The sequence below is a fragment of the Variovorax sp. 10N412 genome (genome assembly GCF_056394985.1).
On sequence record NZ_JBFTIO010000010.1, the window covers coordinates 71721 to 84278 of the forward strand.

At 68.3% G+C, this 12558-nt stretch carries 12 protein-coding genes; 7 read left to right on the forward strand and 5 right to left on the reverse strand.

What is annotated here, in order from left to right:
- Positions 1-12 precede the first annotated feature (12 nt).
- From AC1DJH_RS22085 to AC1DJH_RS22105, 5 genes are all read left to right on the forward strand, one after another.
- Complete coding sequence (locus AC1DJH_RS22085) at positions 13-1665, forward strand: NAD(P)/FAD-dependent oxidoreductase (protein WP_478187172.1); 1653 nt, start codon at positions 13-15, stop codon at positions 1663-1665.
- Between the two features lie 53 nt (positions 1666-1718).
- Positions 1719-2441 carry a response regulator gene (locus AC1DJH_RS22090; RefSeq protein WP_435438791.1) on the forward strand — a complete coding sequence of 241 codons (723 nt, stop codon included), beginning with the start codon at positions 1719-1721 and terminating at the stop codon, positions 2439-2441.
- Positions 2442-2451: 10 nt separating this feature from the next.
- Positions 2452-3651 (forward strand): ATP-binding protein, encoded by a 1200-nt coding sequence (locus AC1DJH_RS22095; protein WP_478187173.1) that lies wholly within the window; start codon positions 2452-2454, stop codon positions 3649-3651.
- Positions 3652-3720: 69 nt separating this feature from the next.
- The gene (locus tag AC1DJH_RS22100) at positions 3721-4965 is read left to right on the forward strand and encodes an O-antigen ligase family protein (RefSeq protein WP_472113997.1); all 1245 of its coding nucleotides are present in this window, start codon (positions 3721-3723) and stop codon (positions 4963-4965) included.
- Positions 4962-6020, forward strand: coding sequence for a hypothetical protein (locus tag AC1DJH_RS22105; RefSeq protein WP_478187174.1), 1059 nt, complete (start codon positions 4962-4964; stop codon positions 6018-6020). The genes AC1DJH_RS22100 and AC1DJH_RS22105 overlap by 4 nt, the downstream gene beginning before the upstream one ends.
- 60 nt (positions 6021-6080) lie before the next feature.
- On the opposite strand, the gene AC1DJH_RS22110 is transcribed toward AC1DJH_RS22105, so the two are convergent.
- Both AC1DJH_RS22110 and AC1DJH_RS22115 read right to left on the reverse strand, forming a co-directional pair.
- Entirely contained in the window at positions 6081-6290 is a 210-nt protein-coding gene (locus AC1DJH_RS22110) for a zinc-finger domain-containing protein (RefSeq protein WP_093127844.1), read from the reverse strand.
- A 4-nt stretch (positions 6291-6294) separates the two neighbouring features.
- Positions 6295-7245 (reverse strand): branched-chain amino acid transaminase, encoded by a 951-nt coding sequence (locus tag AC1DJH_RS22115; protein ID WP_472114003.1) that lies wholly within the window; start codon positions 7243-7245, stop codon positions 6295-6297.
- A gap of 132 nt (positions 7246-7377) precedes the next feature.
- Here AC1DJH_RS22115 and AC1DJH_RS22120 point away from each other — a divergent pair, with 132 nt between their 5' ends.
- On the forward strand, positions 7378-8385 hold the full coding sequence (locus AC1DJH_RS22120; RefSeq protein ID WP_472114006.1) for a recombination-associated protein RdgC: 1008 nt from the start codon (positions 7378-7380) through the stop codon (positions 8383-8385).
- Positions 8386-8395: 10 nt separating this feature from the next.
- On the opposite strand, the gene AC1DJH_RS22125 is transcribed toward AC1DJH_RS22120, so the two are convergent.
- Both AC1DJH_RS22125 and AC1DJH_RS22130 read right to left on the reverse strand, forming a co-directional pair.
- Entirely contained in the window at positions 8396-9607 is a 1212-nt protein-coding gene (locus AC1DJH_RS22125) for a M20 aminoacylase family protein (RefSeq protein WP_478187175.1), read from the reverse strand.
- A gap of 26 nt (positions 9608-9633) precedes the next feature.
- Entirely contained in the window at positions 9634-10962 is a 1329-nt protein-coding gene (locus tag AC1DJH_RS22130) for an MFS transporter (RefSeq protein ID WP_478187176.1), read from the reverse strand.
- A gap of 202 nt (positions 10963-11164) precedes the next feature.
- Here AC1DJH_RS22130 and AC1DJH_RS22135 point away from each other — a divergent pair, with 202 nt between their 5' ends.
- The gene (locus AC1DJH_RS22135) at positions 11165-12109 is read left to right on the forward strand and encodes a LysR family transcriptional regulator (protein ID WP_435438784.1); all 945 of its coding nucleotides are present in this window, start codon (positions 11165-11167) and stop codon (positions 12107-12109) included.
- Here the strand turns inward: AC1DJH_RS22135 and AC1DJH_RS22140 are convergent, their stop codons facing one another.
- Entirely contained in the window at positions 12110-12544 is a 435-nt protein-coding gene (locus tag AC1DJH_RS22140; protein ID WP_478187177.1) for a glycerate kinase, read from the reverse strand.
- Between the last annotated feature and the right edge of the window lie 14 nt (positions 12545-12558).

Consider the following 12558-nt stretch of genomic DNA (forward strand, 5'->3'; position numbering starts at 1 on the left):
GGAGCCGACCCCATGAAAGACACTGCGACTGACTCCTTCGACGCGGTGATCATGGGGGGCGGCCTGGCCGGCCTCACGCTGGCGCTGCAATTGCGCCGGCGCTTCGCCGACCTGCGCGTGCTGGTGCTGGAGCGCCGCGCCCACCCGGTGCCGCACGCGGCGCACAAGGTGGGCGAGTCGTCGGTGGAAATCGGCGCGCATTACTTCGACACCGTGCTCGGCCTGAAGGCCCACATGGACGAGAAGCAGCTGCGCAAATTCGGCTTTCGCTTCTTCTTCAGCGAAGGCCGCAGCGACATCGAAGGCGTGACCGAGATCGGGGCGAGCCGCTACCTGTCGGTGCCCAGCTACCAGATCGACCGCGGCATCTTCGAGAACTTCCTGGCCGAAGAGGCCGCGCGGCTGGGCGTGCACTTCGTCGACAGCGCGCTGGTGCGCCGCATCGACCTGTCCGAGGACGCCGCCACGCCGCACCACATCGAGTGGACGCGCGGCGAGCAAACCCACCGCACGCAGGCCCGCTGGCTCATCGATGCGTGCGGGCGCGCCGGCATGCTCAAGCGCAAGCTGGGCCTGGCCGAGCCGAACGCGCACGACGTGAACGCGGTGTGGTTCCGCATCGGCGAGCGCATCGCGATCGACGAGTGGAGCGACAGCACCGAATGGCGCGAGCGCTGCAACCCGCAGGCGCGCTGGCTGTCGACCAACCACCTGGTGGGCGCGGGCTACTGGGCCTGGCTGATTCCGCTGGCCTCGGGCTCGCATTCGGTGGGCATCGTGGCCGACCCCAAGCTGCATCCGCTGGACACCATCGACACCTTCGACAAGGCGATGGCGTGGTTCGCCACCTACCAGCCGCGTCTGTACGAGGCGCTGGACGGCAAGCGCCACCTGCTGCAGGACTTCGCGTTCCTCAAGCACTTCTCGCACGGCTGCAAGCAGGTGTTCTCGGGGCGCCAGCGCTGGGCCATGACGGGCGAGGCGGGTCTCTTTCTCGACCCCTTCTACTCACCGGGCAGCGACTTCATCGCCATCGGCAACACCTACATCACCGACCTCATCGCGCAAGACCGCGCCGGCCGCCCGCTGGAGGCGCGCGCGCAGCTGTACGACCAGCTCTACCACTCGTTCTACGAAAGCACGCTGGCGCTCTATCAGGACCAGTACCCGCTGTTCGGCGACCCCGAGGTGCTGCCGGTGAAGGTGATCTGGGACTACGCCTACTACTGGGGCGTGCTGTCGCAGATCTTCTTCCACCAGCGACTGACCGACCTGCATGCGCTGGGCAGCCTGAAGGGCGAGCTGCAGCACTGCCAGCGCCTGAACATCGCGGTGCAGGCGCTGCTGCGCCACTGGTCGGCCGCGACCGACCGGGCCAACCCGGCCGTCATGCTCGACCAGGCGGCAATGCCGTGGTTCGCGGAGCTCAACCGCAGCCTGAAGGACACGCTGGACGACGACGCCTTCCGCGCGCGCATCCGCGCCTCGACCGTGCAGCTGCGGCAGCTGGCCGGCGAAATCCTCGCGCGGGCACGCGCCGCCGACGCGAACGTGGACGCGGGCGACCTGCCTGCGCTGCTTGCGGCGAATCTCGACCTCCCTCCGGTGGCTGTTGGACAGGACGCTATGCTTTTCGCAGCGAACCCGGTTGACATGGCCAGCTGAGGTTTACCCAACTTTACGGAGCGTTCAAGCCTGCTTGCTCCCTGTGGACGACCATGAAGCGCATGAGCACCCCCCAACTCCTGATGATCGAAGACGACGCCCGCCTGGCGCAGATGGTGGGCGAGTACCTGACGCAGTCGGGCTTCGCCTTCAACCACGCCGGTGACGGCGCCAGCGGCCTCGAACAGCTGCAGCAGCACGCGCCCGACCTGGTGATCCTCGACCTGATGCTGCCCGACACCGACGGGCTCGAAGTCTGCCGCCGCATCCGGGCGCTGCCGGGTCCGATGTCGAAGGTCTCGGTGCTGATGCTCACGGCCAAGGGCGACCCGATGGACCGCATCATCGGCCTGGAGATCGGCGCCGACGACTACCTGCCCAAGCCTTTCGAGCCGCGCGAGCTGCTGGCGCGCATTCGCGCCGTGCTGCGCCGGCGCAGCGAGAACGCCACCGAGAGCGAGGCCTCCACCGTGATGCGCTTCGGCACGCTGGAGATCGACCGCAACGCGCGCACCGTGTCGGTGGCCGGCGCGCTGGCCGACCTCACTTCCTACCAGTTCGACCTGCTGGTGGCCATGGCCGAACGCGCGGGCCGCGTGCTCACGCGCGACCAGATCATGGAAGCCGTGCGCGGGCGCGAGCTCGAGGCCTTCGACCGCTCCATCGACGTGCACATGGGCCGCATCCGCGCGGCCATCGAGGTCGACGCGAAGAACCCCAAGCGCATCCTCACGGTGCGCGGCGTGGGCTACGTCTTCGCCAAGCAACAAGACTGAGCGGCTGCCGATGCTGCGCGGTCTCTACTCCCGGCACCTCTACGTGCGCATCTGGCTCGCGGTGGTGGGCGGCGTCGTCATCCTCACGCTGATGGCCAACTGGATCGTGCGCGAAGCGGCGGAGGCCGAGCGCGAGCGCCTGGCGCCGGTGCCGCGCGAGGTGGTCGTGCTCGACGCACAGGACAAGAAGATCGGCGCGGGCACCGCACTGCGCGTGCCGGGCCAGGGCCTGGAGTTCGACGTGACGCTCAGCGACGGCAAGGCCATCACGCTGCGCGTGGCGCCGCGCGAGCGGCCCACGGGCTCGGGCGGCTTCGCGCCGTGGCGCACGCCCTTCGGGCTGGGCTGGATGATCGCCCTGGTGGGCGTGGCGGTGGCGCTGGGCGTCTACCCGATCGTGCGGCGCATCACGCAGCGGCTGGAGTCGCTGCAGCGCGGCGTGCAGCGCTGGGGCGAAGGCGATCTCTCGGTGCGCGTCGCCGAAGAAGGGCAGGACGAAGTGACCGATCTCTCCAAACGATTCAACGCGTCGGCCGAACGCATCGAGAAGCTGGTGCGCTCGCACAAGTCGCTGCTGGCCAACGCCTCGCACGAACTGCGCTCGCCGCTCACGCGCATCCGCATGGGCCTGGAGCTGATGGGCGAGCGCCCGAGCCCGTCGGCGCGCGAAGAAATCTCGCGCAACATCGGCGAGCTCGACCAGCTCATCGACGAGATCCTGCTGGCCAGCCGGCTGGACGCCAGCGAGGCCGACATGGGCACCATCGAGGCGGTCGACCTGACCGGCCTGGCGGCCGAGGAATGCGCGCAGGTGAACGCGGAGCTCGATCTGGCCGAAGGCACCGACAACGCAAACCTCACGGTGCCGGGCGTGTCGCGCCTGCTGCGCCGGGCCATTCGCAACCTGCTGGAGAACGCGCGCCGCTACGGCGCCGGCGAAATCGCGGTGGAGCTGGGCAGCGCCGACGGCTATGCCACGGTGCGCGTGAACGACCGCGGCCCAGGCGTGCCGCCCGCCTTGCGCGAGCGCATCTTCGAGCCCTTCTACCGGCTGCCCGGCGCCAGCGAACGCAACGGCGGCGTGGGCCTGGGGCTGGCACTGGTGAAGTCGATCGCCGAGCGGCACGGCGGCACGGTGCGCTGCGAAGACCGGTCGGGCGGCGGCGCGAGCTTCGTCATTCGCCTTCCGGCCGCCGCGCGCGGGCACTGAGCGCGCCACCCTCGCAGCCGCGGGGCTGGTCAGGTTGGTGCCTCGGGGCGCACCTAAAATCCCGCCCCTATGCAGAGATCGCACATCGTTCGGCCCGCGGCCATGTTCTGGGGGCTGGTGGTGTTCATGCCGGTCGGCGTCACCTACCTTTCAGCCATCCTGCTGATGCTCACCCTGCTGGCGGCCGGCGACGGCCGCGAGCGCATCGCGCGGCTGCGTGCCAACCCGCTGTGGTGGCCGGTGATGGCCTACCTGGCCTGGACCCTCGTGGTGCTGGCCGTTAGTCCGCACTACCCCGAAACCCCCTCCAACCTGTTCCACGGGTTGCGCATCGGCCTCACGGTATTGATGGCGATGGCGCTCACGCGCGAGGAGGCGATCTGGGCGCTGCGCGGCTTCCTGCTGGCGGCGGCGCTGGGCGTGCTGCTGATCGTGGCCTATTACGTCATCGGCTTTCCGCTCTGGTCGCCGCTGCGCGCGGTGGTCATGGAGGTGGGCAACAAGTCGATCAGCAACGCGTTGCTGTTCAGCGTGGTGGCGTCCACGGCCGCCGTGTGGGGCATTGCGCAGATCGCCGCGCACAGGCCGCTGCGGGCCGTGCCGGCCTTCGTGCTGATGCTCGGGCTGGGCCTGGTGGTGGCGCTGCCGCTCACCTCGCGCACCTCGGTGCTTGCGCTGCTGCTGGTGGTGCCGATGGTGTGCATCCACCAGTGGCGCAATCACCTGAAGATGCTGGTGGGCGCGCTGGTGCTGGGCACCGTGGTGCTGGGGGCCGGGCTCTACCAGTTGCCGCAGCTCCAGCACAAGGTCGAGACCGGCGTGCAGGAACTCGAGGAAGCGCAGGCCGGCGCCGTCTTCAAGGGCAGCTGGGTCATCCGCTACTACATGTACCGCGACACCGGCCGCATGATCGCCGACCGGCCGCTCACCGGCTGGGGCATCGGCGGCTGGACCGAGCAGTGGCACAAGCGCGGGCCGGCGATGTTCGCCGACTCGAACATGCCGCACAACGACTTCCTGTGGGTCGGCTCGCAGGGCGGGCTGCCGGCCGTGCTGAGCCTGCTGTTCATCATGGTCGGCGCCGTCTGGCAGGCATGGAAACGGCCCGACATCGCGGGCCGCTACGCGCTGGCAGCCACGCTGATCGCGCTGATCGCGTCGAGCGTGAACTCGGCGCTGCGCGACGCGCAGATCGGCCTGGCGCTGCTGTGGATCGCGATGATCTACCTGCGGCTCGCGCAGGAAAGGCAAGACCCGGATCCGTGGCGCGACCTGTGGCCGCGCCGGCGGCTCCAAACGAACAAGACTCCATGAACAACAAACGTCACATCCTCGCCGCCCTGCTGGTGGCCTGCACGCTCGGCGCGCACGCGGCCCCGGCCGTCGTGCAGGGTCTGGTCCACGGCACAGGCCAGGAAGCGCAGCGCTTTCCATGGGTGCGCGCCGACGACGCCAAGGCGGCCGATCGCATCAACCAGTTTCTTTTCATCGAGACTTTCGAGGCGATGTCGCCGGCACGTGCCGCGGACGGTCTGCGCGGCGTGGAGGCGCAGCAGTGGAAGACCCTGCCGAACCTCGGCTACAAGGTGCTGCGCAACGACGCCCGCCTGCTGTCGCTGCGCATCGAAGGCGAAAGCTGCGGCGCGTACTGCGAAAGCTTCGCCGTCGGGCATGCGTTCGACGCGGCGACCGGACGCCATCTCGCGCCGGCCGACCTGTTCACGGCCGCCGGCCTCGCCGAAATGGCGCGCAAGGTGCAGGCCGACAACGTCGCCCGGCTGCGCAAGGAAATCGCCGCGCTGGGCGGCAAGGCGCGCGCCAAGGAAGAGGACCGCGAGGACAAGGCGGCGCTCTACACCGAATGCCTGCAGTCGCGCCAGGACCCGTCCTGGCTGAAGATGGACCCGTTGCGCAGCATGGAGATCGATGCGAAGGGCGTGCTGTTCACGCAGGGCCGCTGCAGCAACCATGCGATGCGCGCGCTCGACGACCTCGGTGACTTCAGCAGCCGCTTCACGCCGGCACAACTGGCGCCGTCGCTCACGGCCTACGGCCGCGCGTTGCTGCTGGGAGAAGGCACGGCGAGCGCGCCGGCTTCGGCGTTCGACCAGGTGCTGCGCGGCAGCATCGATGCACGATTGCCGGTCACCTTGCGGCTGCAGCCGCTGGCCAGCGACGGCTCGGTCGGCGCCACCTATTTCTACGACCGCTATCGCAAGCCGATTTCAGTGTTCGGCACGTACCGCGACGGGGTGCTGGCGCTGGAAGAATCCAAGGACACGCGCCTGCGCCTGGTGCCCGAAGGGACGGGGTTGCGCGGCGAGTGGATCAGCGGGCAGAAGACGCTGCCGCTGGTGCTGGCGCCCTGACCCAGGCGCCACGGGCGCCAGGCCGGCCGCGGCGAAGCGGCAGACCGGCGCGCGGCGGCGTCAGTGCCGCGACGACACCGTTTCGCCGGCCTTCAGCCGGTACACCGTGCCGCAGTACGGGCACTTGGCTTCACCGGTGCGCGCCACGTCGAGGTAGACCTTCGGGTGGTTGTTCCAGAGCTTCATGTCGGCCTTGGGGCTGGGGCAGAACACGCCGCCTTGATGATTGAGCTCCTTGGCCAGGAGTTCGACGACTGCATTGGTGGACATGGGATCAGACTTTCGTGAGCCAGTGGGCGTACTTGGGGTTCTTGCCGTTCACGATGTCGAAGAAGGCAGACTGGATTTTTTCGGTGATGGGGCCGCGCGAACCGCCGTCGCCCCGGTTGCCGATCTCGATGCGGTCGAGCTCGCGGATGGGCGTCACTTCGGCGGCGGTGCCGGTGAAGAAGGCCTCGTCGGCGATGTAGACCTCGTCGCGCGTGATGCGCTTTTGCACCAGCTCCAGGCCCAGGTCCTTGCAGATGTGCAGGATGGTGTTGCGCGTGATGCCGTTGAGCGCGCCGGCCGACAGGTCAGGCGTGTAGACCACGCCACCCTTGACCACGAAGATGTTCTCGCCCGCGCCTTCGGACACGAAGCCGCTCGCGTCGAGCAGCAGCGCCTCGTCGTAGCCGTCGTCCAGCGCTTCCATGTTGGCCAGGATCGAGTTGGTGTAGTTGCTCACCGCCTTGGCCTGCGTCATCGTGATGTTGACGTGGTGGCGGGTGTAGCTCGACGTCTTCACGCGGATGCCGCGGCGCATGCCTTCTTCGCCGAGGTAGGCGCCCCAGGACCAGGCCGCGACCATGGCGTGGATCTTGTTGCCCCTGGGGCTCACGCCGAGCTTTTCGGAGCCGATCCAGATCAGCGGGCGCAGGTAGCAGCTTTCGAGCTTGTTCTCGCGCACCACCTGCTTTTGCGCTTCGTTGAGTTGCTCCTGCGAGAACGGAATCGTCATGCGCAGGATCTTGGCGCTGTTGAACAGCCGCTCGGTGTGCTCGGCCAGGCGGAAGATGGCGGTGCCCTGCGCCGTCTTGTAGGCGCGCACGCCCTCGAAGGCGCCGCACCCGTAGTGCAGCGTGTGGCTCAGCACATGGATCTTGGCGTCGCGCCAGTCCACGAGTTCGCCGTCCATCCATATCTTGCCGTCACGGTCGTCCAGCGAGGGGGGGATCGAGCTCATTTCCTGATTCCTTTGGAAGCGGTATGGGGTGCGACCGGGGGGAAGTCGCAAAAGCTTTCGATTTTACGGCGGCGCCCGGAACCGGGTGCCCGACAATGGCCGGTTGTGCAAACCAGTGGAAAAAGGGTTTCCGTGTCCGTATTCAAGAACGTCATCGTCTATCGCATCGAACCTGCCTGGTCCCAGACACTGACCGAGGCGGAAGAAGGGCTCGGCAAGCAGCGCTTCGTGCCTTGCGGCCCCTCGCAGGAAAAATCCGCCGGCTGGGTCGAGCCCCGCGGCGAGGCCGGCGGCCCGCTGGTCGAATCCATCGACGGCCAGTGGCTGGTCGAGTACATGATCGAAAGCAAGGCCGTGCCCGGCTCCGTGGTGCGCCGCAAGCTCGACGAGCGCTGCGCGAACATCGAGGCCACCACCGGCCGCAAGCCCGGCAAGAAGGAAAAGAAGGACCTCAAGGAAGACATCACGCTGGAGCTGCTGCCCATGGCCTTCACGCGCAGCGCGCGCGTGACGGTGTGGATCGACAAGGCCGAGAACCGTCTCGTGATCAACAGCGGCAACGCCTCGCGCGCCGACGAAGTGGTCACAAGCCTGGTGAAGTCGCTCGACGGTTTTGCGGTGGCCCTGGTGAACACGCAGATCGAGCCCGCCGCCGCCATGGCCAACTGGCTGCTGACGCAGGAGCCGCCGGCCGGCTTCACCATCGACCGCGAATGCGAGCTCAAGGCCTCGGACGACTCCAAGGCCGTGGTGCGCTACGCCAAGCACCCGCTGGACATCGAGGAAGTGCAAAAGCACATCACCGACGGCAAGCGCCCCACGCGCCTGGCGCTCACCTGGGACGACCGCGTGTCCTTCGAGCTCACGCACGGCATGCTGATCCGCAAGATCACCTTCCTCGAAGGCACGGGCGACGGCGCCTCCGGCGGCAAGAAGGAAGACAACTTCGATGCCGACGTGGCCATTGCCACGGGCGAACTGGGCCAGCTGGTGCCCGCACTGCTCGACGCGCTGGGCGGCGAGGCCGCGTTCTCGGCAGCGCCGGCGGACGAAGCACCGAAGCCTGCAGCGAAAGCATCGGCACCCACCACCACGACCCCGGCCGATGCCGCCGAGGAAGAGGAAGACGCGCCGTTCTGATCGAAGGCGTTCAGGCGACCAGATAGGTCTGCGCGAGGCGCACCCAGCATGCCGCGCCCAGCGGCAGCACCCGGTCGTTGAAGTCATACCCGGGGTTGTGCACCATGCAGCCCCCGAACTCGCCCTCCCCGTTGCCGAGCAACAGGTAGCAGCCCGGCAGCGCGGCGAGCATCCAGGCGAAGTCCTCGCTGCCCGCGAAGCCCTTGGGCACCTGCGTGACAACGTTCTCCTCGCCCACCAGCTCGGCGCAGACCTGCGCGGCCAGCTGCGTCTCGGCCGCCGTGTTGACCACCGGCGGCACCAGCTGGCGGTAGTCGATCTCGGCCTCCACGCCGTGCGCCTGCGCGGTGAAGCTCACGATCTCGCGGATGCGCTGCTCGACCAGCGCGCGCGTCTCGGGCCGCGCCGCGCGCACGTTCAGTCCCAGCGTCACCGACTGCGGAATCACGTTGTGCGTGGCGCCGCCGCGGATGAAGCCGACGGACACCACCGCCGTGTCGTCTGGCGCCACGTTGCGCGCCACCACGGTCTGCAGCGCCGTCACGATGGCGGCCGCCGCCGCGACCGGATCGCGGGCACGGTGCGGCATGGCACCGTGCCCGCCCACGCCCTTGATCGTGACGTCGGCCACGTCGGACGACAGCGTCACCGGGCCGGTCACGGCCAGCATGGTGCCCACCGGCACGCCGGGCGCGTTGTGCAGCGCGTACACCGCATCGCAGGGAAAGCGCTCGAACAGGCCGTCGGCGATCATCGCGCGCGCGCCGCAGAGGTTCTCTTCATCGGGCTGGAAGATCAGGTTCAGCGTGCCGTCGAAGTTGCGCGCCTTCGCCAATGCCTTGGCCGCCGCCAGCAGGATGGCCGTGTGGCCGTCGTGCCCGCAGGCGTGCATGCGCCCGGGGTTGCGGCTCGCGTACGGCAGGCCGGTGGCCTCGACGATGGGCAGCGCGTCCATGTCGGCGCGGATGCCCAGGCGGCGCGTGCCGTGGCCCACCTTCAGCTGCGCCACGATGCCGGTCTTGCCGATGCCCGTGTGCACCTCGTAGCCCCAGCTGCGCAGCAGGTTGGCGACCAGCTCGCTGGTGGCGCTCACCTCGAAGCCGAGTTCGGGGTTGGCGTGGATCTGCCGGCGGATGTCGACGAAGGCCTGCGTGTCGACGTCGGCCTGGGGCAGCAGGCGGGACAGGAGCTTGGTGGTCTGGGGGCTGAGTTCGCGGGTCATGAAGAAAGGTCCGTTTCGAAGGGATGTCAGGCCGCCTTGCGCTCGCGCAGGCTCAGCAGCGCGGCCAGGCTCAACGCGCCGCAAACCACCATGTAGAAAGCCGGCGAGAGCGGGTTGCCGGTCTTGGCGAGCAGCCAGGTCACGATGAACTGCGAGGAGCCGCCGAAGATCGTCACGCCCACGCTGTAGATCACCGAGATGCCGCTGGCGCGCACGCCGGCCGGCAGCATTTCCAGCAGCATCAGGAACATCGGCGTGGTGCCGATGTTCACGCTGGCGGTCAGCAGCGCCGACAGCGCGAGCACCAGGGGCACGCTCGGGTAGTGGCTGATGAGCCAGAACACCGGCACCACCGCGACCACGCTGAACAGCAGCGAGCCGATCACCAGCGGGCGGCGGTTGGGCAGCCGGTCGGCCAGGCGCCCCGCCACCAGCGACACCACGAACAGCGTGATACCGGTGACGCAGCCCGACAGCAGCGACAGCGACGGCGGCATGTGCAGCACGCGGATCATGTAGGTGGGCATGAAGAACACCACCAGGTACATCGTCGCGGTGCCCGCCGTGGTCGCCAGGATGCCCTTGAGCACCGTACCGCCGTGTTCGCGCAGGAGCCGGCCCACGGGACTGGACGCATGGCTGTCGGCAACGTGGGTCTCGTCGAGGTGGGCGCGAATGTAGAAGCCCACCGGCGCGATCAGGAGGCCGAGCAGGAACGGCAGGCGCCAGCCCCAACTCTCCAGCGAAGCCTGCGGCAAGGCGGCGTACAGCGCGGCGCCCGTGAGCGCACCCAGCAAGGCCGAGATGCCCTGGCTCGCCAGCTGCCAGCTCACGCGAAAGCCCCGGCCCTTCACGCCGCCGGCCTCCATCAGCATCGAGGTGGCCGCGCCCACTTCGCCGCCGAGCGAGAAGCCCTGCAGCAGCCGACCCGCCACGATCATCAGCGAGCCGAACACGCCGGCCGATGCGTAAGTCGGCGCGAAGGCGATGCACAGCGTGCCCAGCACCATGAGTCCTATGGTCAGCGTCATGGCGGCCTTGCGGCCCTTGCGGTCGGCGTAGTTGCCGATGATCACGCCGCCCAGCGGACGCATCACGAAGCCGATGCCGAAGGTGGCCACAGCCAGCAACAGCGAGCCGTAAGCGCTGTCCGAAGGAAAGAACAGCTTGCCGATCAGCAGCGCGAAGAAGCTGTAGACGGTGAAGTCGTACATCTCCAGCGCATTGCCGAGCGAGCAGGCCGCGATCAGGCGGAACTGGCTCTGCGGTGCCTTCGCCTTGGCGGCACTGGCAGCGTTGGAGGCGCTGGAAGAAGAACCCAGGATCGGGCTTGCAGGCAAGGTGGCTTCGCTCATCTAATGTCTCCACGAACAGGTTTGCGGGGGACCGGCAGGGCCCTTTGCGGCGGAGTATTCAGGCAAAGCACAGCAGCGAAGAATCACAAATTTTCATGCCGATAACCAAACGGAATCCCCGACAGAAAGAGGCCCGCGTCGCCATCGGGAGAACCACCAAGGCGGCGTTTTTGCGCCCCTTTATCGAGAAAACGGCACCACGATGAAGCTGCAACAGTTGCGCGTTCTGCTGGCGGTGGCACAGCACGGCAGCATCCACGAGGCCTCGCGCAGCCTGCATACCACCCAGCCGGCGCTGTCCAAGACCATCTCGGAGCTGGAGCGCGAGCTCGGCGTGACGCTGATGTCGCGCTCCACGCGCGGCGTGAGCCTCACGGCCTACGGCGTGGCGCTGGTCAAGCGCGCGAGCCTGGTCGAGCAGGAGCTGCGGCATGCGCTGGAAGACATCGAGGCGATCCGCGGACACGACGAGGCGCAGCTCAACATCGGCTTCACCGCGGTCGCCTCGAGCGGCCCGCTGCCCGACGCAATGGCGTCGTTCCGCCAGCGCTTTCCCAACGTGGCGATGCGCGGCTTCGAACTGCGGCCGCAGCAGATCTTCGAAGGCCTGCGCGAAGGGCGGCTCGACCTGGGCCTGATCTCCACCTGCAACGGGCCGGGCACCAACGCCTTTCAATGGGAGCCGCTGTTCTCGGTGGCCATGCACCTGTCGGTGCGCGCGGGCCATCCGCTGCGGCGCGTGCGCAAGCTGCAGCCGCTGCTGGACGCCGACTGGCTGGTGCTCGACCCGATCGACGACGCGGGCAGCCCGCTGGTCAGCACCATGCAGATGCACGGGCTCGAGATGCCGCGGCGCATGGTGCAGAGCGCATCGAACCTGCTGGGCCTTCAGCTGGCCACGCAGACCGACATGATCAGCATGTGGTCGGACTTCGTGTTCCACGGCGCGGGGCCGCTGCGGCTGCAGCCCGGCCTGCTGGAGAAATTGCCGATCACCGACGCGTTGCCGGACTTCGACGTGTTCCTGGTCTACCGCTCGGCCGACCTGATGACGCACGCATGCGCCGAATTCGCGAAAGAGGCGCGGCACCACGCCAAGGCGAACCCGCCCTGGCGGCAGCCCGGGCGCAAGGCGGGTGCGGGCTGATCAGGCTGTGGGGGTTTGTGTTTCGTCTTCGGGCGCGGTTTCGGGCCGCGTCATGGTCCAGCTCTGCAGCTTGCCGCCGCTGAACACGGTGTCGACGTACGAATTGCCGCCGTCGGTCCAGCGGTACAGCTCGGGCTGCTCGTCCTTGGGCGAACGCAGCTCGCCCAGGGCGCGCGTCATCGCGACCACGTGCATGAGCGAGACACCGGGCTTGAGCTTGGCATTGAGCATCACGGCGCTGCCCACATAGCCCACCGGCCGTTCCGCCGCCCGCTTGAGCACCTGCATCGCGCGGTTGAAGTGCAGCAGCAGGAACATCACGATCGCGCCGGCGGCCAGGGCCACGCCGCCCCATCCGCCGCTGCGCCACGCCAGCCCCAGGAGAAGGATGGCGCCCACGGGCACCAGAAATTTCTTGAAATTCATGGCGCGCATTGTCGCCGCCCGAC